The 19,443-nt window shown below is 45.4% G+C and carries 20 protein-coding genes; 14 read left to right on the plus strand and 6 right to left on the minus strand.

Going from position 1 to position 19,443, the window contains the following annotated elements; translation table 11 throughout:
* Positions 1–273: 273 nt before the first annotated feature.
* From WC615_RS15600 to arsB, 4 genes are read left to right on the plus strand one after another with little or no spacing between them, the layout of a single operon-like run.
* On the plus strand, positions 274–603 hold the full coding sequence (locus WC615_RS15600; protein WP_372979024.1) for an ArsR/SmtB family transcription factor: 330 nt from the start codon (positions 274–276) through the stop codon (positions 601–603).
* A gap of 55 nt (positions 604–658) precedes the next feature.
* Complete coding sequence (locus WC615_RS15605; RefSeq protein ID WP_372979005.1) at positions 659–1,216, plus strand: DUF6428 family protein; 558 nt, start codon at positions 659–661, stop codon at positions 1,214–1,216.
* Between the two features lie 8 nt (positions 1,217–1,224).
* Positions 1,225–1,641, plus strand: coding sequence for an arsenate reductase ArsC (locus WC615_RS15610; protein WP_372979006.1), 417 nt, complete (start codon positions 1,225–1,227; stop codon positions 1,639–1,641).
* Between the two features lie 3 nt (positions 1,642–1,644).
* Positions 1,645–2,712 carry an ACR3 family arsenite efflux transporter gene (gene arsB, locus WC615_RS15615; protein ID WP_372979007.1) on the plus strand — a complete coding sequence of 356 codons (1,068 nt, stop codon included), beginning with the start codon at positions 1,645–1,647 and terminating at the stop codon, positions 2,710–2,712.
* Positions 2,713–2,868: 156 nt separating this feature from the next.
* Here arsB and WC615_RS15620 read toward each other — a convergent pair whose 3' ends face one another.
* The 3 genes from WC615_RS15620 to WC615_RS15630 are packed head-to-tail and all read right to left on the minus strand — an operon-like array spanning position 2,869 to position 4,121.
* Positions 2,869–3,336, minus strand: a complete 468-nt coding sequence (locus WC615_RS15620) for a hypothetical protein (protein ID WP_372979008.1) — start codon at positions 3,334–3,336, stop codon at positions 2,869–2,871.
* A 15-nt stretch (positions 3,337–3,351) separates the two neighbouring features.
* The gene (locus WC615_RS15625) at positions 3,352–3,786 is read right to left on the minus strand and encodes an SRPBCC domain-containing protein (protein ID WP_372979009.1); all 435 of its coding nucleotides are present in this window, start codon (positions 3,784–3,786) and stop codon (positions 3,352–3,354) included.
* A 2-nt stretch (positions 3,787–3,788) separates the two neighbouring features.
* The gene (locus WC615_RS15630; RefSeq protein WP_372979010.1) at positions 3,789–4,121 is read right to left on the minus strand and encodes an ArsR/SmtB family transcription factor; all 333 of its coding nucleotides are present in this window, start codon (positions 4,119–4,121) and stop codon (positions 3,789–3,791) included.
* A gap of 135 nt (positions 4,122–4,256) precedes the next feature.
* On the opposite strand from WC615_RS15630, the gene WC615_RS15635 reads away from it, so the two are divergent.
* From WC615_RS15635 to uxaC, 3 genes are all read left to right on the plus strand, one after another.
* Positions 4,257–5,312 (plus strand): glycoside hydrolase family 130 protein, encoded by a 1,056-nt coding sequence (locus WC615_RS15635; protein WP_372979011.1) that lies wholly within the window; start codon positions 4,257–4,259, stop codon positions 5,310–5,312.
* A gap of 91 nt (positions 5,313–5,403) precedes the next feature.
* The gene (locus tag WC615_RS15640) at positions 5,404–7,611 is read left to right on the plus strand and encodes a hypothetical protein (RefSeq protein ID WP_372979012.1); all 2,208 of its coding nucleotides are present in this window, start codon (positions 5,404–5,406) and stop codon (positions 7,609–7,611) included.
* 70 nt (positions 7,612–7,681) lie between these two features.
* Positions 7,682–9,088, plus strand: coding sequence for a glucuronate isomerase (gene uxaC, locus WC615_RS15645; protein WP_372979013.1), 1,407 nt, complete (start codon positions 7,682–7,684; stop codon positions 9,086–9,088).
* Here uxaC and WC615_RS15650 read toward each other — a convergent pair.
* Both WC615_RS15650 and WC615_RS15655 read right to left on the minus strand, forming a co-directional pair.
* The gene (locus WC615_RS15650) at positions 9,078–10,055 is read right to left on the minus strand and encodes a sensor histidine kinase (protein ID WP_372979014.1); all 978 of its coding nucleotides are present in this window, start codon (positions 10,053–10,055) and stop codon (positions 9,078–9,080) included. The genes uxaC and WC615_RS15650 overlap by 11 nt on opposite strands.
* 422 nt (positions 10,056–10,477) lie before the next feature.
* Positions 10,478–10,783: a GIY-YIG nuclease family protein gene (locus tag WC615_RS15655; RefSeq protein ID WP_372979015.1), complete on the minus strand. Its 306-nt coding sequence runs from the start codon at positions 10,781–10,783 to the stop codon at positions 10,478–10,480.
* Positions 10,784–11,148: 365 nt separating this feature from the next.
* Between WC615_RS15655 and WC615_RS15660 the strand changes: the two genes are divergently transcribed.
* Genes WC615_RS15660 through WC615_RS15675 form a run of 4 tightly spaced genes read left to right on the plus strand, consistent with a single transcriptional unit; the run spans position 11,149 to position 15,176 of the window.
* Complete coding sequence (locus WC615_RS15660) at positions 11,149–12,306, plus strand: acyltransferase family protein (RefSeq protein ID WP_372979016.1); 1,158 nt, start codon at positions 11,149–11,151, stop codon at positions 12,304–12,306.
* Between the two features lie 18 nt (positions 12,307–12,324).
* Positions 12,325–13,251: a ChbG/HpnK family deacetylase gene (locus WC615_RS15665; protein WP_372979017.1), complete on the plus strand. Its 927-nt coding sequence runs from the start codon at positions 12,325–12,327 to the stop codon at positions 13,249–13,251.
* 5 nt (positions 13,252–13,256) lie between these two features.
* The gene (locus WC615_RS15670; protein ID WP_372979018.1) at positions 13,257–13,637 is read left to right on the plus strand and encodes a hypothetical protein; all 381 of its coding nucleotides are present in this window, start codon (positions 13,257–13,259) and stop codon (positions 13,635–13,637) included.
* A 6-nt stretch (positions 13,638–13,643) separates the two neighbouring features.
* Complete coding sequence (locus WC615_RS15675; RefSeq protein ID WP_372979019.1) at positions 13,644–15,176, plus strand: FAD-dependent oxidoreductase; 1,533 nt, start codon at positions 13,644–13,646, stop codon at positions 15,174–15,176.
* Between the two features lie 98 nt (positions 15,177–15,274).
* Here the strand turns inward: WC615_RS15675 and WC615_RS15680 are convergent, their stop codons facing one another.
* Positions 15,275–16,468: an MFS transporter gene (locus tag WC615_RS15680; protein ID WP_372979020.1), complete on the minus strand. Its 1,194-nt coding sequence runs from the start codon at positions 16,466–16,468 to the stop codon at positions 15,275–15,277.
* 139 nt (positions 16,469–16,607) lie between these two features.
* Here WC615_RS15680 and WC615_RS15685 point away from each other — a divergent pair, with 139 nt between their 5' ends.
* The 3 genes from WC615_RS15685 to WC615_RS15695 are packed head-to-tail and all read left to right on the plus strand — an operon-like array spanning position 16,608 to position 18,924.
* Positions 16,608–17,285, plus strand: coding sequence for a response regulator transcription factor (locus tag WC615_RS15685; protein ID WP_372979021.1), 678 nt, complete (start codon positions 16,608–16,610; stop codon positions 17,283–17,285).
* A 6-nt stretch (positions 17,286–17,291) separates the two neighbouring features.
* Complete coding sequence (locus WC615_RS15690) at positions 17,292–17,561, plus strand: hypothetical protein (protein ID WP_372979022.1); 270 nt, start codon at positions 17,292–17,294, stop codon at positions 17,559–17,561.
* 1 nt (position 17,562) lies between these two features.
* Entirely contained in the window at positions 17,563–18,924 is a 1,362-nt protein-coding gene (locus tag WC615_RS15695) for an ATP-binding protein (protein WP_372979023.1), read from the plus strand.
* The last annotated feature ends 519 nt before the right edge of the window (positions 18,925–19,443 follow it).

Here is a 19,443-nt window from a genome sequence, read left to right on the forward strand (position 1 = left end):
GTAGTGGTTAAACGTTGATAAAAGGCTTTAGGGATTGCAGCGGATACCGGGCTCGCTATCGCGAGCTTTCAGCTCGTGATAGGCACAAGGTCAGCTTTCAGCTGACGTAAGCAGAATGCTTATCTTAATGCATTGTCACGAGTTACGCTGCGCTAAACTCGCGACAGCGGCTAAGGCCTGTGCAGTATGAGCGTAAAGCCCTGGCCGCAGGCAACGCCTAAATAAAAATAAAAAGCTTGCATGTTAAATATTAATCGTAATATTGCGATTGATATGGGCGTTACCAAAACAGATATTTTTACCAACGAGCAAAACAAGCTGGCTATGCAATTAAAGGCGATTGCACACCCGGCCCGTATTGCTATTCTGCAACAAATTATAAAGGCTAATGCCTGTATTTGTGGCGATTTGGTTGATGAACTTGGTTTGGCACAGGCTACCATTTCTCAGCACTTAAAAGAATTGAAAAATGCCGGTCTGATACAAGGCTCGATAGAAGGTGTTAGCATTTGCTATTGCATTGAGCCTGTGGCCTGGAAAAATTTACAAAATGAAATAAACAACATGTTTGCATCATATAAAGATGTAAACACCTGCTGCTAAAATTTTTTGACTAAATCAATCGCAATATTGCGATGGTTAATTAAACTATAAACAAATGGAAAACTTAAAATGGGGATCTTTTAAAGAGCAATTACAGGCAAATCCGGAGCTGGTTCTGCAGTTTCAGTATGCCGAAGATAAGTGGGTGGATGCATCGTATCATATTACCGAAATTAAGCAGGCGCCTATAACATCGGTTGATTGTGGCGGGGTAATGAACAAGTGGACGGAGGTGATTGTACAACTTTGGGAGCCGCAAGGCCAGGAACAGGACAGGGCCATGCAGGTGAGTAAAGCACTGTCAATTGTAAATCTGGTTGAAAAGGCATTGCCTCTTGATGCTGATGCCATTGTTAAAATTGAATTTGGTAATACACAGTTTGATACCCGCCAGATGCTGCCCAAAAACATTACTGCAAGCGGCGATAACCTGATCGTTGACCTTAGGCCCGATGCCGTACAGTGCAAAGCGATAGAACGTGGCGGTAGTTGCGGCACCAATGATAAAGGCGAAGAATGCTGCACGCCGGTAGCAGAAGTTAAACCCAAAATAAAATTGCAAAACCTTGCCGAAAATGCAGCCTGCTGCACACCGGGAGGCGGCTGCTGCTAATTGATACGATGAAAAATATTTTAGTACTGTGCACCGGCAATAGTTGCCGCAGCCAGATAGCAGAAGGTTACCTGCGGTATTTTGCAGGCAATAAGGCCAATATTTACAGTGCCGGCATTGAAACGCATGGCGTTAACCCTAAAGCCATACAGGTGATGGCCGATGATGGGATAGATATATCCGCACATACCTCAAACCATGTGGATGAATACCTTACTATCCCTTTTGATGTGGTGATAACCGTATGCGATAACGCTAATGAGGCCTGCCCATATTTTCCGGGGAATGTGCAGCGCTTACACTACAATTTTCCCGATCCGGCGAAAGCTACGGGTACACCCGATGAGGTGATGAACGAATTTAAAAGGGTGCGCGATATGATCAAAACATATGCTGCCGATTTTGTAAAACAATACATCAGTTAACCAATGGCAGCAACCAATTGCGCCCCGGCAGCTAACCGCAAAAAGCTGAGTTTTTTAGACCGGTACTTAACCTTATGGATATTTCTTGCGATGGCTATCGGCGTTGCCATTGGTTATTTTATACCGTCATCATCCGGGTTTATCAACTCGTTTTCAAGCGGGACAACAAATATACCTTTAGCAATAGGGCTGATTTTGATGATGTACCCACCGCTTGCCAAAGTGAAATACGAAAACATGGGCGAGGTATTTAAAGATACAAAAGTACTAAGTGTCTCGCTGTTTCTAAACTGGATTGTTGGGCCCGTACTGATGTTTGCACTGGCAATTACATTTCTGAGAGATTACCCGGAATATATGACAGGGTTGATCCTTATTGGCCTTGCCCGTTGTATTGCAATGGTTGTGGTATGGAATGAACTGGCAGAAGGTAACCGCGAATACGCTGCGGGGCTCATTGCCTTAAACAGTATTTTCCAGGTACTGTTGTATAGTGTTTACGCTTATGTGTTTATCACTGTATTGCCGCCTTTATTCGGCCTTAAAGGATTGGATGTAAATATCACCATAGCCGAGATCGCTAAAAGTGTAGGTATCTATTTAGGTATCCCATTCGCGTTGGGGATAATCAGCCGCTACAGCCTTATCAAACTAAAGGGCGAAGAATGGTTTCAAACCAAATACGTACCGCTTGTATCGCCAATTACGCTCATCGCCTTACTTTTTACCATCGTGGTGATGTTCAGCTTAAAAGGGCAGCTGATTGTACAAATCCCTTTTGATGTGTTGCGGATCGCTGTTCCGCTGGTTATTTATTTTGCAGTAATGTTTCTGGTTAGCTTTTTTACCGGCAAGTATATGGGGACCGATTATTCTAAGAATGCGTCCATCGCATTTACAGCCGCGGGTAATAACTTCGAATTGGCTATTGCAGTAGCTATAGGAGTATTCGGCATCAACTCGGGCGAGGCATTTGCCGGCGTTATTGGCCCGTTGGTTGAAGTTCCCGCTTTGATAATTTTAGTGAAGGTGGCAATATGGTTGCGGGGTAAGTACTACTTTAAGCATTAATTATCAATTTAAATACAGTATATGTCGTTTTTGGCACAACCATTGCACTATAGTTAATGTTATAAACCAATAAATAATATATACCATGAAAAAGATAAGTTTAATAATGGCGACGGCGATCGCTGCTTTCGGTATCAATTATGCCGCGGCTAAAAGTCACAACATCCCCGCATTAAATAAAGCTGCTTTGTTAACAGGTAATTTAACTGTAAGCCAGGACACTGTACCTAAAAAATCAAAAACTAAAAAAACAAAGCCAACAACAACACCTACTACCCCAACAGGTAGCCCGGCAATGCCTACGGTACCAACAAGCCCAACAACGCCTGCTGTGCCATCGTATCCAACAACACCTACAAACCCGTCGGCGCCAACCAGTCCTACAAACCCTACGGTGCCAACAAACCCAACTACGCCTACAGTACCAACAACACCTACTGCACCGGCGCCTACCCCAGGTGTACCACCAACCGGTACACCACCGGCAACGCCAAATCCAATGCCAGCAACTTCGCCTACAGAGCCAAGTACTACACCAGTGGGTGCGCCAACTGTACCTCGTACAGGCGGCAGGTAATCATATAATGTATAAATGCGAGACCGGTGCAAAGTATAAGCTTTCACCGGTCTTTTTTTGTATTAATTTTCTTTCTCTACAAATTCCTTTAAGCTGATGCCCAATATGTGGTTCCAGCCCTTGGTAAAGCTTTCCGCAGCAAAATCCGGCCCATTTTGCACAAAGCTTTCCAGCCCGGTATGGGTTACCCTTACCAGCGTTTTATCACCTTCGGGAAAAAGCTCAAACGTAACTTCCGAGTGGCCGCTAAAACCATCATACACCCAGGTATAGCTTAACTTTTTCTCAGGTTCAACCGCTGTAATACGGCAATTATGCTTGTAACTTTCGCCCTTGCTGCCCTGGCCGTTAAAACTAAATTCAAAGCCAACACGTGGTTCAAAGCTTTCCAGTTTAAAATACCATTGTTTCATTTTTTCGTTATCGGTTAAAGCCTGCCATACGCGGCTTACCGGCGCATTCAGTGTGCGCTCAACTACAAGTGGTTTTGTTTCCATAATTATATATGTTTTGGTTTTTGTTCGGTTTCTTCCTTGGTTAAAAAGTCCTCAAGGGCGTCCAGTTTGCTGGTCCAGAAGGCGCGGTACTGGTCGGTCCATTTGGCTACCTGCTCCAGTTTTTTCAGGTCGGCGCGGCAAAAGCGTTCGCGTCCCTGCTGTTTAATGGTGATAAGGCCGCACTCGGTCAGTATTTTTATATGCCTGGATATAGCAGGCCTGCTTACGTCAAAGTTATCGGCAACGGCGTTAAGGTTTAGCTGTTGCCCGGCCAGCAGGTTAATGATCTGGCGGCGGGTAGGGTCGGCAATGGCCTGGAATACATCTCTTCTCATGTTAATTTTATCTGTAACCGTATGGTTACGTAAAAGTATAGGTTACCATTCGGTTACGCAAATTTTAGTTAAGTTTTTTTATTATAAACCATTGCGAATACATGCTGTTGAAGTATATGTACCAATAGAGTTACCATGGCTGATATTGCAAAACGTTTCCCGCAAAACCCATTATTATCACCTAAAGACCTTACACCCAGTATAGATGGCTTAACCATTGCCTGCCTGTTAAACCCGGGTGTGTTTAGGTTTGATGGCAAGGTATGGCTGCTGGTACGTGTAGCCGAACGGCCCGAGCAAACCGAGGTGAAAGTTTCGTTCCCGATACTTACCGCAAGCGGCGAAACCCAGATCATGGAAATAGCGCTTGATGATTCGGATCTGATAGCTACCGATGCGCGGGTGGTGCGTTATAAAGGCGTTGATTACTTAACCACGCTATCGCACCTGCGTTTGCTTTGCAGCGACGATGGTATCACTTTCTACGAGCCGGAAGGGTATAAAAAACTGTTTGGCATAGGCCCCTTGCAAACATTCGGTATTGAAGATTGCCGGGTAACTTTTTTAGAAGATAAGTATTACCTAACCTTTACCGCAGTTAGCGACAGTGGGGTAGGCGTAGGCATGCGCACCACTACCGACTGGAAAAATTTTGAAACCTATGGCATGATACTGCCACCTCATAATAAGGATGTTGCCATATTTGAGGAAAAGATAAACGGCTTGTATTATGCCCTGCACCGCCCCAGCAGTGTTGATATTGGCGGCAATTACATCTGGCTGGCCGAATCGCCTGACGGGGTACACTGGGGTAATCATAAATGTATCCTTAAAACCCGAGAGGGGATGTGGGACAGCGGCCGTGTAGGCGCAGGTGCCGCACCTATAAAAACCGAAAAGGGCTGGCTGGAAATATACCATGGCGCCACCAAAGAACACCGTTACTGCCTGGGTGCAGTACTGCTGGATCTGGCTAATCCATCTATTGTTCTTGCCCGTACTACCGAGCCTGTTATGGAGCCTACCGAAGCTTATGAAACTACCGGCTTTTTTGGCCACGTGGTTTTTACCAACGGCCATATTTTAGATGCGGATGGAGATACACTCACTATTTACTACGGCGCCGCCGATGAATACGTATGTGGGGCAAAGTTTTCAATTAATGAGATCCTGGCAGCTTTAGGTGTTTAAGTAATGTTATTTATATTTAATTAATACGATAATTTAAAAAACAACATGCCATTATGGTTGGTTGATGATACACAAACCATAAACTATCATTATGAGCGGTATATCTCCATGGGCAGCGGCAGCCAGCAACTATTTTTCGGATGGCAAACCGACGATTGTTTACGCAAAAACGATTGATACATTTACATTTACAGCCCATTGCAGTAATGATTCACTTTGGGTGCTGGCCAAATGGCCCAAAGGTGGCAAGATAGCTTTCCGTACAGGTTACTCACCTGATGGCGGTTTAACTATAAAATCCCAAACAGAAACGGATAACGGCATCATATTTTTCCTGGATGCCATAATTGGCGATATCACCGTCGAGATCCAATTCCCTGATGATACCAACACCTGTTTACGATACACAACCACGTTAAAACCACGTACACACTTGCTGATACCCTTCTGGCCGCGTGATGTCATCATCCCCGGTAATGACGGCAAACCCGGCAATACCGCTGGTAAAGTACAGGTGAAACAGGTTGGCACCCGCTCTGGCATGGTATATTTTAATATTACCCGGCCTAAATGCGGTTCCGTACTGTATCTGCAAAACCTCACAGCTTTAAATAATTACTGCCGGCAAACAGAAACTACCGCAGGCGAAACCGTTGGTGGCGAATGGCCCGAACTTGGTTTCAGGCCTGCACCTACAACTGATAAGCCATTGCAAGCAGGTAAAGAAGTTGTGATATCAGACGCTATTGTAATATTTGAGGCAGAAGTACCCGCCAAAGAAGCAGCAATGGTTGAGCAATACCTGGATATGCTTGCCCGGGCGTATTTACAACTGCCCAAACCCGATACCAATTACCAGGATTGGCCCGAGGCATTAGAAAAAGGTTTATTTGATCTGATAGATAGCCCGGGTTGCTGGAGCCAGGTGGCCGGGCATGCTTATTTCAATGCCTACGTGAGCGATTACGTAACCCCGCCCGAAATTATGGTGCAGCTGGCCGTGCTTTTACCCCTTACCGATTATGTGGAATGGAGCGGTAAAAAAATGGATGTCATAAAAGGTATCAGAGAAGCCCTCCCCACCTTTTATGACGACAAGCTAAAAACCATTATGCGCTGGCTCCCGGCCGCTGCCGATAAATTGGAAGGCGAGGAAGAGCAAAAAGAGCCCATGACCATGGATTCCTGGTACCTGCACCATCCGTTGCTTAACCTCTCGCGCCTGGCGCTAAAAGGCGATAAGATTGCCGAAAAACTTTTTATTGGTTCATTGGAGTTTGCTATTAAAGTGGCACATCATTTTAAATACCAATGGCCGGTGTTCTATAAAATGGATACGCTGGAAGTTATCAAAGCAGAAACCGCGCCCGGTATGGGGGGCGAGCACGATGTACCCGGCTTGTACGCCCACATCATGTTGCAGGCTTATGAGTTAACCGGGGAAAAACGCTATCTCAACGAAGCAGAAACAGCCGCAAAAAAATTACAGGGGCTTGGGTTCGGTTTATTTTACCAGGCTAATAACACAGCTTTTTCTGCCGGGGCATTGCTCAGGCTCTCAAAAATAACGGGTAATAAATTATACAAGGAATTAAGTTACCTGTGCCTGGCTAACATATTTAAAAATGTGAAGCTTTGGGAATGCGACTATGGCTACGGCAAGAATTTCCCGTCGTTCTTTTGTTTGTTCCCGCTTAATGATGCTCCTTACACGGCTGTTTATGAAGAGCAGGAAGTTTTTTGCGCCCTGCATGATTACTTGAAACACGCTGAGGGCGAAGATATCCTGCCATCAATATCCTTGTTATTGGCCGAGTATATAAAATACCTGGTTAACAGGGCCATTTATTATTACCCAACCATGCTGCCAAAAGAGATGTTATCTGACAAAGTAAAGATAGGCGAGGTTGACCCCAAACTTTGGATAGCATTAGAGGACCTGCATGACGGTTGGGAGAAGAGCGGAGAGGTTGGGCAGGAGGTTTATGGCGCAGGTAACGCGTTTGGGATATTGCCACGCCATTATTTGCGCGTACCCGGTGAAAGTTTTATGATCTCGGTAGATTACCCTACCTCATCATTTAATGCCCGCAAAGGCAAATCAATTAAATTTACCATTTTGGGCGATAGCAGGTTAACAAGCCGGCTGGTTATCGTGAAAATGGATAACAAAAAATTACCAAAATTTACGGTAACAGCCAGTGGGCAGAAGCAGGACGTTAAAGGTAAAACCACCAGCAGGGGGAATATAGAATATACTATTAACGGCGGGCAGTCTTTAAAAATCACCTGGGCCTAAAAACGTTTGCAGATCATGGGCGTAAAATCTGTCGAAAATGTTTAATACATTGCCGTTTTATTAGCCAGTTATGAAAAGTTTTTTGGACGAGGATTTTTTGCTGCAATCTGATGTGGCCCGAGAGTTGTATCACGACCATGCCAAAGACCTCCCTATTATAGATTATCATTGCCACCTGCCGCCCGATCAGATAGCCAACAACATTAACTTTGATAATATTACCCGCGCCTGGCTAAACGGCGACCATTACAAGTGGCGGGCCATGCGCGCCAATGGTATTGACGAAGGGTATATTACCGGGGGTAAACCTGATAACGAAAAATTTGATAAATGGGCCGAAACCGTTCCTTACACCCTGCGTAACCCGCTTTACCACTGGACACACCTGGAACTGCAGCGCTACTTCGGGATCACCTCCCGCCTGATGCCCGGCACAGCCGAATTTATATATGCTGATTGTAACGAAAAGCTGCACAGCCCGGAGTTTTCGGTACAGCAGCTTATCAAAAAAATGAATGTTGATGTAATATGCACCACAGACGACCCGCTGGATGACCTGTGCCACCACAGCCAGTTAAAAAAGGATGGGGCAGAGGTAAAGGTGTACCCGGCCTTCAGGCCTGATAAGGCCATGTACATTGAGGATGTAGTAGCCCTGAATGCTTACGTCACTAAATTAGAAGAGATATCAAACACCACCATAAATTCGGTTGAGGATTATTTATACGCGCTGAAAAATCGCCATCATTACTTCGCGGCAAACGGCTGTACGGTATCTGATCACGGCCTTGAGCATATCTACGCCGAAGAATACACCGACGAGGAAATACGCGAGATCTTTGAAAAGGTGCGTGCCGAAAAAAAAGTTACCAATTCAGAAAAGGTGAAATTCAAATCGGCTATGCTGTATAATTTTGCGGTGTGGAACCAGGAAAAGGATTGGGTGCAGCAGTTTCATTTAGGGGCTTTGCGTAACAATAACAGCCGTTTGTTAAGCCAGCTTGGGCCAGATACGGGGTTTGATTCTATCGGCGATTTTAACCAGGCCAGGCCGCTATCCAAATTTTTGAATAAACTGGATAAAGACGACCGCCTCGCCAAAACCATCATTTACAACCTAAACCCGGCAGATAACGAAATGATGGCCGCCATGATAGGCAATTTTAACGATGGCTCGGTAGCCGGTAAGATACAATACGGCTCGGCATGGTGGTTCCAGGATCAAAAGGATGGCATGACCAGGCAGATCAACGCCCTATCAAACATGGGCTTACTGAGCCGTTTTATAGGCATGCTTACCGATTCGCGCAGTTTCCTGTCGTTTCCCCGGCACGAGTATTTCCGCAGGCTGCTTTGCAACCTTTTTGCCGAAGATATTGTGAACGGCGAATTGCCGCATGATATGGCATGGACGGGTAAGGTGATACAGGATATTTGCTATTTTAATGCCAAAAGCTATTTTAAATTTAAGCCATAAGCGGGATATAAATAGCCACCAGGGTGCCTTTGTTCTGGTCAGACGAGATGTCGACGCTGCCCTTTAGGTACTTAACCCGGGTAATGATGTTTTTTAGGCCTATACCTGCAAATTTCATCTTGTCTGCTGCGTTAAAGCCAATGCCGTTATCTTCAATGGTAACAGATATATCCCTGCCTTCGCGGGTAAGGTTTATATCTAATCTGCTGGCGCGCGCGTGTTTTATCACATTGTTTACACACTCCTGCAACACCCGGTAAAGCACTATCTCCACATTGTTATCCAGTCGTTCCTCAAGCCCGTAAGCTTCCATGTTTATTTTCAGGTGCTGCGAGTCTATCTTGTTCACAAAATCTTTTATAGCTGCTGCAAGGCCTGTCTTCAGTAAAATATTTGGCATCATCTGTTGGGCAATGGTACGCACTCCTTTACAGCTTTCATCAACCATGGCCAGGGTTTTTTCGGCCAGTGCCTTTTCGGCCGCATTGGTTAAAACAGCACGATCCATCAGGCTGCTCAGGTTCATGCGTACAGCCGAAAATAGTTGCCCAACGCCATCATGCAGATCAGCAGCTATACGTTTACGCTCCTTTTCCTCAGCTTCTATAATGCCTTGGGTAGCTATATCCAGTTGGTGCAGCATCGCCGACTGCAACAGCACCATCTGTTTTAAGCGGTAACGGCTGTACGATTGATAGCCGAGGATCGCCCCCCTGGCAAACAGCACTGCTATTACTGCTATGGTGGTATTGCGTCTGTTGTTGGCAAATTGCTGCTGCTGTATCAGTTTCTGTTTGTGTTCGGCCTCAAATTTCAAGTTCAGTTCTGATAGCTGCTTTTTTAATACAATACTAAGGCTATCGGTTTGATTGGTTTGTGCCAGTATCCTGGTGGGGGATATTAAAAGCAGTAAGGCTAAAAACTTAAAAAGGGCGTGCCTTTTAAACTGGGTTTTGTTTTTACACATGTCAATAAAAATAGGATCAAATGGTAAACCATGACCGGGGGAAGCCAATTTGGTGTATTGCAAATGATGTATTAAAAGTGCCTTAATTAGGCCTCAACCCATATACCGTAAATCACGCATTTTTATATACCGCTGGTTCGGTAAGAAGGTTCGGTAAGCTCAGACTGACAAGGGGGTGGAACTGTCATGGTGAGCTTGCCGAACCACTCGCCGACTAAGGTCTTCGACAAGCTCAGACTGACAAAAGGCAGGTATGTCATGGTGAGCCCGTCGAACCATTCGCCGGTATTGCAAAGCGTTCAGGTCTTCGACAGGCTCAGACTGACAAAGGTGGGTATGTCATGGTGAGCCTGTCGAACCATTCGCCGGTATTGCAAAGCGTTCAGGTCTTCGACAGGCTCAGACTGACAAAGGTGGGTATGTCATGGTGAGCTTGTCGAACCATTCGCCGACTTTGCTAATTCAGGAAGTAAGTCCCATCTATCATTTATGATGGCTTCTTTCTTAGCTCTTCGCCATCCTTTAACCTGCTTTTCAAATGCGATAGCTTGGTTAATGTCAGCAAAAACCTCATTGAAGGCCAGTTTAAGAGGCCTGCGTTTAAATGTGTAACAATTGGGGTTTTCACCAGACTCGTGCTCGATCATGCGTCTTTCAATATTATTGGTTACACCAGTATAATAAGAGCCGTCGCTACATAGCAGTATATAAACATGATATTGGTTCATTATAACTAAGTTAGTAAAAGTTGCAAATAATGTATAGCGTTCAGGTCTTCGACGAACTCAGACTGACAGTGGTAGGTATGTCATGGTGAGCTTGTAGAACTATTCGCCGACATTGCAAAGCGTTCAGGTCTTCGACAGGCTCAGACTGACAAAGGTGGGTATGTCATGGTGAATTTGTCGAACCACTCGCTGGTATTGCAGCTCGTTCAGGTCTTCGACAAGCTCAGACTGACAATCCCTTTTTAATAATTATAGAAAATACTTTTGTAAATTATTTAAAAAGTATCCTATATTTAAAGATACATTCATAAACCCAATGCCGGTACCCTTAGCCGGCGCGTTCAACCCTTTATTATCATAACACTATGACCGCAAAAAAAGCCGATGGCACTGCCGGTGCTGCTGATGTAAACACATCGCCGTTTACCTATGAACGCCTGTATTCGTTAGATGCCCTGCGCGGGTTTGATATGTTTTGGATACTGGGCGGCGAGGAGATTTTTCATACCCTTGCCAAGGCAACCGGTTCGCCATTTTGGGGCAGCATTGCCAACCAGTTTACCCATCCGGATTGGAACGGTTTTCATTTGTACGATCTGATTTTCCCGCTGTTTTTGTTCCTGGCGGGAGTGGCCACGCCATATTCTGTTGGTCGCGAATTGGAAAAAGGCGCGAGCAGGCCGCAATTGGTATTACGTGTTATAAAACGTGCTATTATATTAATACTGCTTGGCTTACTGGTTAATAACGGGTTGAAAACGCTGAAAACTATCGACGAGATCCGTTTTGCGTCGGTACTGGGCCGCATCGGTATCGCTTATATGTTTGCCAATATTATTTACCTGTATGCCAACCGCAAATGGCAAATAGCCTGGTTTTGGTTTTTCATTATCGGGTACTGGCTTTTAATGAAATTTACGTCGGCTCCGGGCTTCCCGTATGGCGACCTCACCATGCCGGGCAACTTTGCATCGTATATGGATAGGCTGCTGTTACCGGGCAAACTTTACCTGGGTATTCATGATCCCGAAGGGCTGTTCTCTACCATCCCGGCTATCAGTACAGGTTTGTTGGGCATACTGGCTGGTACGCTGTTAAAAACCGGGCATCAGCATAAAGGGCGTAAAGCATTTATACTGGCTGTGGCTGGTGTTATATTCCTGGTGATAGCGCAGATCTGGAACCTCGATTTCCCGATCAATAAAAACTTGTGGACAAGCTCGTTTGTGATGCAGGTGGGCGGGTTGAGCTTACTGTTGCTGGCTTTGTTTTACTATGTGATAGATGTGCTGGGCTATCAGAAATGGGCTTTCTTTTTTAAGGTGATAGGCATGAACTCTATCCTTATCTACATCTCCAGCAAATTCATCAACTGGAACTACGCTACCAATGGCTTTTTTGGCTGGCTGGGGGAGTGGGTTGGCAGTCCCTACAATATCGTGGTAATGGCCATCTGCTTTATTATGGTTAAGTGGATGTTTATGTATTTCCTGTACCGAAAAAAGGCCTTCTTAAAAGTATAATTAGCAATAATATCTGCCATGAAAAATATAAAATACCTGTTCTTTTTATTGTTAAGCGTTGCTGTGCTGAAAACGGCATCGGCACAAATGTCCATCCAGGTTTTGCCGCGGCTGATGCTAAGGCTTGACGATATCGGCATGAACCATTCCGTAAACAAGGCCATGCAAAAAATGGCCGATACCAAAATGCCCTTCTCGGCATCGGTGCAGTTTGCCTGCCCATGGTACCAGGAAGCAGTAGAGATACTGAAAAAGAACCCGCAGATAAGCGTGGGCGTCCATTTAACGCTTACATCCGAATGGAAAAATTACCGTTGGGGGCCGGTTACCGGGCGCGAGGCGGTGCCAAGTTTGGTTGATGCGGTGGGCTATTTTCCGCAGTCGACAGGGGCTTTTGCCAAAAGCGGGTATAAGATAGAAGAGGTAGAGAAAGAATTATCGGCACAGATAGAAAGGGCGCTGGCATCGGGCTTAAAAATATCATACATAGACCCGCACATGGGCATAGCGTTATCAACCCCGGCATTGCGCGCGCTTACCGAAAAGCTGGCCCGTAAATATAAACTGGGCATATCAACCCTAAGCGAAACCGTTTACTTTGGCGAAACCTACAAAGAAATGTGGGGCGAGCCTGTAGCTACCAAAAAGAAAGCCTTTTTGGCCTATGTAACCAACAAGCTAAGTAAAAACAGGCCAAACCTGGTGGTGATACACGTTGCCCTGCAAACGCCCGAAATGAACGCCCTGTTTGATATGAACAGCAGCATGATGAACACCAAAGCAGGCAAACCGCTTACCGCCCTGCACCGCGAAACCGAACTGAACATGCTGCTATCGCCGGAGTTTAAGGCGCTGGTTAATAAAAAGTTTACGCTAACAAATTATACCGAACTGATCAAAGAACGGGGCGTAGAAAGCATGAAACTGGAAGTGGTGAAAAATTGAAAAGTATGGAACGGAGGTTATTTGTAAAACTATCGGCCTTTACCGCGATGGCGCTTACCCTGCCAATGGTGCATGGCTGCGGTGGGTCTAAAGAAATGGCGGTGGCACAGCCCTATTTACTTTCGCAACTGGTAGATGATAAAACGATTAACCAGGCCGGGCTGGCCTACCGTAAAACCCATGCTGCCGAGGATAATAAAGAGAAATTATCGCAACTGCTTTTGGGTGGTAAAGATGCCGCGCTGGGTAAGAACGAGATACAAGCCATGCTTGATAAACAGGTAACAGCCGATTTTAAACAGGGCAATACACTTGTGGTAAAGGGCTGGGTAATGTCGGTAACCGAAGCCAGGCAGTGCGCGCTTTATTCATTACTTAAATCATAACCGGCCATGCATATCGACGCGAGAAATATTGATAACAACAGCATTATTGAAGGCGATATTTGTATAGTAGGATCGGGGGCGGCCGGTATAAGTATGGCGCTCGAATGGCTGAACACCCCCTACAAAGTAATATTGCTTGAAGGTGGAGGCTTTGAGTACGAAGCCCAAATGCAGGACCTGTACAAAGGCAAAGTTACCGGGCAGCGTTACTACCCGCTCGAATCGGCACGGCTGCATTACTTTGGCGGCACAACCGGGCACTGGGCAGGCTTCTGCTCGCCTTTTGACCCTATTGATTTTAAAGAACGCGATTGGGTGCCGCATAGCGGATGGCCCATCAAACGTGAAGACCTGGACCCATACTATGCCCGTGCTCACAAAAACCTTGATTTGGGCCCTTATGAGTACGATGTAAAATACTGGCAGGATAAAGACCCCGACCTAACATTGCTGCCGCTTGATGATAAGGCCGTTTTTAATAAAATATGGCAGTTTAGCCCGCCAACACGTTTTGGCACCAAGTACCGCGATACCATTGTAAAAGCGCCCAACATCCATCTGTACACCTACGCCAATGTAACGGATATTACCGCAAACGAAGGTTTATCCGCCATAAAGGAAGTTACTGTGAAAAACCTGGCCGGTAAACAGCATACGGTTAGGGCAAAGCAATTTATTGTTGCCTGCTGCTCTATCCAGAATGCGCGCCTATTACTGGCATCAAACAAGCAGGCGCCCAAAGGCCTGGGTAACCAAAATGATAACGTGGGCCGTTACTTTATGGAGCATTTGGAGATAAAATCGGCCGAACTGTGGCTCACCAAACCCCAGGAGCTTAAACTTTACCAGTGGGATTGGGGCGTTAAACACCGCGCCGAACTGGCCATAAGCGAGGAGCTGCAACGCAAGTACCGCATACTAAACGGTACGGCTTCGTTAACGCCTTTAGAGATAGCCAAAACGCACACGCCGATGATCGATCTTTGGAGCGCCGATACCGCCAAAACCAACGCATTTATGCACGCCGATCAGGAAAAAGCTAAAAAAGAAAAGACCTTTAAAAGCCACAAGGCATTTGAACTGTTTACACGGATAGAACAGGCGCCAAATCCTGATAGCCGCGTTACGTTAGAAACTGAAAAAGATGCGCTTGGCGTACCACGCGCTACCCTGCATTGGGAGCTTACCCCGCTTGAGAAGCACAGCCTGCGCAGCATCTACAAAATAATAGGCGAACAAATGGGCATCAGCGCCGCAGGCAGGGTACGCCTGATGGATTACCTGCAGGACGAGAATGATAACACCTGGCCATCATTTACCGGCGGGGGCTGGCACCACATGGGTACAACCCGCATGGCCGATGACCCTAAAAAAGGTGTGGTTGATGCTAACTGCAAAGTGCACGGCATAGCCAATTTGTATATGGCCGGGGCATCCTGCTATGCAACTGCCGCCGCGCCAAACCCAACCTTAACGCTAACCGCGCTAACCATACGGCTGGCCGATCATTTAAAGGAAAAGGTAAAGGGGGACGTTTAATAATACGCCCGTTCAAGCGTCCACGCTTGAATGATAATAATTGTGAGCGTCCACGCTCACGGCAATACAGCAGCGTGGACGCTGACGAGTACTTAAAGTCAAGCGTGGACGCTTGATCCGGCTTTTTTGTCTTTACTTATTAGTACGATACCGATCGCAATAACGCCCCAAAGGAGCATTTGCCAGGTGCTCATGTTCCATTCGCCCATTTTCCATGATAACAGCCCAAAATAAGTACCTGCCGAGCCGCCTATGAAATAGGTGGTCATATAAATAGTGTTGAGCCTGCTGTGTGCATGTTCATCAAGCGCATAAATACGGGCAAAGTTGGTTATCTGGGTAGCCTGCACGCCAATATCCAGGAAGAAGATGGCTATAACAAGCGCCGCGATAGAATAAGGGAAAATTTTAAGCAGGATAACACTCGCGATGATCATCCCCACTGAAATAAGCAGGGAGCGGTGTGTGTTGCCCTTATCGGCCAGTTTGCCAAACCATGGGGCTACCAATGCACCGCCAATGGCTATAAAACCAAACAAACCTATAGTGCTGGCCGAAAAATTAAGCGGCGCGTTGCTCAAGTGGAAGGTTAAGGTAGTCCAGAAAGAGCAAAAGATGCCGAAGGTGAAAAAGCCTAATAATGCACCCTGCCTTAATATTTTAAACTCGCCCACTAATGATAATGCTGATTTAAGCAAACCAACGTAATTGCCCTTAAATTTAGGCGGCACGTTTGGCAAATAAAGTTTAAGCAGTATAGCAACAATAAATACCATACCTGCCGATATACCGTAAACAAAACGCCATCCCAGCCAGCCGGCAATTAACCCGCTGATAACCCGGGCGCCTAATATCCCCACCAATATCCCGCTGAAAACCTTGCCGACTGTTTTGCCGCGGTTAACACTATCAAGCGTGGCCGCCATAGGCATCAGTATCTGGGCCGATGTTGCAAAAAGGCCAACAAATAAACTCAATGCGTAAACCTGGTATAGCTTTGTAGCAAAACTAAACCCCGCAAGGGTTATCATCAATAAGGTGCTTAACAATAAGATGAGCCGTTTACGGTTTACTTTATCACCCAGTGGGATCAAAAAGAACATCCCCAAACCATAACCCAGTTGTGCAAACATGGATACCTTCCCAATTTCGGCGCCTGAGGCATGTACAGATTCGCCAATGTCTTTAAGGATGGGCTGGTTGTAGTATATGTTTGCTACCGTAACACCTGCGGCAACGGCCATTAAAGGGATTATTGCAGGGTGTAGTTTGGTGCCGGAGAGAGTTGTCATGGCTGCAAACCTAATAAAATGGGTTTCGCCATCAAACACAGGCAGGCTTTATATGGCTTGTAATGTATATTTGTGAAAGTAAATTGACAAACAAGCGCAATTTACCTTGAATATTTTCATATTTGAAAAAACGCTCAGCATGATCAGGATCTGTGTTATAGAAGATGAAGAAAAGGTATCATCATTTATAAAAAAAGGCCTTAACGAACACGATTATGAAGTAGATATTGCCGATACCGGCGAAACTGCTTTAGAAATGGTGCAGGCAACCGAATATAACCTGGTGATATTGGATGTAATGCTGCCGGATATGAGCGGCATCGAAATTTGCCGGCAGGTACGCAGGCACCAACCCCAACTGCCTGTGTTAATGTTAAGTGCCCTGGGTACAATTGATGATAAAGTGAACGGCCTGCACTCGGGTGCTGACGATTATTTGGTTAAGCCATTCCATTTTAATGAACTGCTTGCGCGGATAGAGGCCCTGCTGCGCCGTAAAAAACTGGCCGATGGGGATGATCACATCCTGAGCTTTGGCGGCCTTAAACTAAATACATGGGATAAAACCGCCGAGCGTGAGGGCAAACAGATAAACCTTACCGCTAAAGAATACAGCCTTTTAGAACTGTTCATCAAAAGCCCCAATAAGCTGCTATCGCGCGAGTTTATTATGGAGCGGGTGTGGGGTATAAATTTTGATACCGGCACCAATATGGTTGATGTTTACGTAAACTACCTGCGCAATAAAATACAGAAGGGGTTTGATAAAAAACTGATCCATACGGTTATTGGTATGGGGTATATTCTAAAGGACTAACAAGGAATGGAATTAGAAGATTTGCATTTTAAGCTGAAAGAATTAGGTATACCCGAAACAGATTATTATTTACACGGGCTGTATGGATCGACAGATGATAATGATAAAATTGCTTTAACAATAGTTGGGGGAAAGCATGGTTTAGCATATGAGGTGTATTTTAAAGAAAAAGGATCAGTACATTCCTTAGAACGATTTTTTGATAAAAATGAGGCTTGTTTATACATCTATCAGGAGTTTGTTAAGTCGATAGAAATAAAAGATAAATATTCTTAAATTGAAAATAAAAACCCGGCTCTCGCTTTATTTTACGCTCATCAGTTCGGGGGCGCTGCTGGTTGTTTTGGTGGCCTTGTATATAGCCGTGTACTCATTCTTTACGGCCGATTTTTATAGTCGCTTAACCGACCGTACCAATCTTGCCTCGCAATTATATCTTAAAGCAGATGAACTGGCAGCCGATTCGCTGCTGCAAATACAACAGCAGTATCTCGAAAAATTGTCGGGCGAGGTGATCCGTATTTACGACCGTAATGACATGTCGGCCTTTAAAATGGATCATAACATCTACTGGACAAAAAACATTATCAACCAGGTGCGCAAGGATGGGTACATCCAGTATGAAGAGGGCCGGCGTAAAGTGGTGGGCCGGTTTTATCATGACAACCAGGGCGATTTTGTGATCCTGGCATCGGCAATTGATGTCAACTCGCAACGCCGGATGATCATCCTGGGGCAGATAGCCAGCTCCCTTTTTGTTGTTTTTGGAGTGATATTGTTTTTTGCGGGGCGTAAATTTGCGCAGAAGGCGCTCTCGCCGGTTGATAAGGTCATCGCCCAGATCAGGAACATCCGCTCCAGCAACCTGCACCTGCGGGTAAGCCAGGTTAAAAGTAAGGATGAGATATCCGAGCTGATAGATAACTTTAACCGCTTGCTGGCCCACCTGCAAAATGCCTTTGAGTTACAGCAAACCTTTGTAGCCAATGCATCGCATGAGCTACGCACACCGCTTACCAGTATAATGGGCGAGGTTGAGGTTGCGCTGGAGAAAGACCGCGACAAGGTAGAGTACGAGCGTATCCTGTCGTCGATAGCTACCGATGGTGCGCGCCTGCAGGAAACCATTACCAGCCTGATGGAGCTTGCGCAGGTTGACCTGAACTATACACAAGCTAAACTAAGCCCGGTGAGGGTTGATGAACTGGTGTGGGAGCTGGAGGAGCAATGGTCGGTGCGCAAAGGGGCGGGGATGCTCAAAATTCAGCTGGCCACCCTGCCTGATGATGATGAACAGTTAACCATTTTGGCCAATAAATCCATGCTGTACATTGCCCTGAACAATATTATTGATAACGCCTTTAAATACTCCGAACCGCACCCCGTTACCTTAAGTTTTGAAGCAACGGTATCTCACATAAAAATTGCAGTTACAGACCAGGGCCCGGGTATTAGTAAAGAGAACGCTGAAAAGATCTTCAACCCATTTTTTAGGGCTAATAAGGATAAGAGCATAGCAGGCAGCGGTATAGGATTGTACATCACCAGCAAAATAATAGAGCTTTTTAAAGGCACTATCCGCATAGAACCCGGCGCGGAGAGAGGCAGTACTTTTATAGTGGAGTTTTTAAAAGGATAAACCTTTAGACACGAATCTGGTGTTTTAAGGATATGAGTGCACATTTTGCTGTTACCAGGCGTTCCTACGGAACGCTGTTTAATTTCTTATTATTCTACCAACCAGATGTTCCGTAGGAACATTATTTAGGTTGTATTGAATAGGTAGTGATACCTTTTGGGATTAAAGAATTGCTTTCACAAAAGAAGTCGTATCAATCATGTGATTTTTTGCTCACGTAAAGAAAAAGCAAATTTTTTAATAAATGAGAATTGCGTCTTAGCGTCTTTGCGAGAGAATAAACTAATGCTTATCATTCTAGCTTTAATAGTGGTAAAAATGCATTCACCATGGTTGTTATGTAGGAACAATTGGTTGGTAGATAGAAATGATGGCGTTTATTTCGTTCCGTTAGGAACGATTGGTATAACAATTATGCATCCGGCTGTAAATTCTAATGCAATTCTAATTCAGTTTTAATGTGTCTCTAATACACGTGCAATAGTTTTGGTACTATCAAACAAAGCACCAATGTTACGC

It is taken from the genome of Mucilaginibacter sp. (genome assembly GCF_041663085.1).
Taxonomy (GTDB): Bacteria; Bacteroidota; Bacteroidia; order Sphingobacteriales; family Sphingobacteriaceae; genus Mucilaginibacter.

What these genes read in the sequence shown, in the direction of transcription:
- WC615_RS15600 (WP_372979024.1), top strand. Translation starts at nt 274, where the DNA reads ATGGGCGTTACCAAAACAGATATTTTTACCAACGAGCAAAACAAGCTG.
- WC615_RS15630 (WP_372979010.1), bottom strand. Translation starts at nt 4,121, where the DNA reads ATGAGAAGAGATGTATTCCAGGCCATTGCCGACCCTACCCGCCGCCAG.
- WC615_RS15675 (WP_372979019.1), top strand. Translation starts at nt 13,644, where the DNA reads ATGCATATCGACGCGAGAAATATTGATAACAACAGCATTATTGAAGGC.
- WC615_RS15660 (WP_372979016.1), top strand. Translation starts at nt 11,149, where the DNA reads ATGACCGCAAAAAAAGCCGATGGCACTGCCGGTGCTGCTGATGTAAAC.
- WC615_RS15640 (WP_372979012.1), top strand. Translation starts at nt 5,404, where the DNA reads ATGAGCGGTATATCTCCATGGGCAGCGGCAGCCAGCAACTATTTTTCG.
- WC615_RS15690 (WP_372979022.1), top strand. Translation starts at nt 17,292, where the DNA reads ATGGAATTAGAAGATTTGCATTTTAAGCTGAAAGAATTAGGTATACCC.
- WC615_RS15635 (WP_372979011.1), top strand. Translation starts at nt 4,257, where the DNA reads ATGGCTGATATTGCAAAACGTTTCCCGCAAAACCCATTATTATCACCT.
- WC615_RS15685 (WP_372979021.1), top strand. Translation starts at nt 16,608, where the DNA reads ATGATCAGGATCTGTGTTATAGAAGATGAAGAAAAGGTATCATCATTT.
- WC615_RS15610 (WP_372979006.1), top strand. Translation starts at nt 1,225, where the DNA reads ATGAAAAATATTTTAGTACTGTGCACCGGCAATAGTTGCCGCAGCCAG.
- WC615_RS15625 (WP_372979009.1), bottom strand. Translation starts at nt 3,786, where the DNA reads ATGGAAACAAAACCACTTGTAGTTGAGCGCACACTGAATGCGCCGGTA.
- uxaC (WP_372979013.1), top strand. Translation starts at nt 7,682, where the DNA reads ATGAAAAGTTTTTTGGACGAGGATTTTTTGCTGCAATCTGATGTGGCC.
- WC615_RS15650 (WP_372979014.1), bottom strand. Translation starts at nt 10,055, where the DNA reads ATGTGTAAAAACAAAACCCAGTTTAAAAGGCACGCCCTTTTTAAGTTT.
- WC615_RS15665 (WP_372979017.1), top strand. Translation starts at nt 12,325, where the DNA reads ATGAAAAATATAAAATACCTGTTCTTTTTATTGTTAAGCGTTGCTGTG.
- WC615_RS15655 (WP_372979015.1), bottom strand. Translation starts at nt 10,783, where the DNA reads ATGAACCAATATCATGTTTATATACTGCTATGTAGCGACGGCTCTTAT.
- WC615_RS15670 (WP_372979018.1), top strand. Translation starts at nt 13,257, where the DNA reads ATGGAACGGAGGTTATTTGTAAAACTATCGGCCTTTACCGCGATGGCG.
- WC615_RS15605 (WP_372979005.1), top strand. Translation starts at nt 659, where the DNA reads ATGGAAAACTTAAAATGGGGATCTTTTAAAGAGCAATTACAGGCAAAT.
- arsB (WP_372979007.1), top strand. Translation starts at nt 1,645, where the DNA reads ATGGCAGCAACCAATTGCGCCCCGGCAGCTAACCGCAAAAAGCTGAGT.
- WC615_RS15680 (WP_372979020.1), bottom strand. Translation starts at nt 16,468, where the DNA reads ATGACAACTCTCTCCGGCACCAAACTACACCCTGCAATAATCCCTTTA.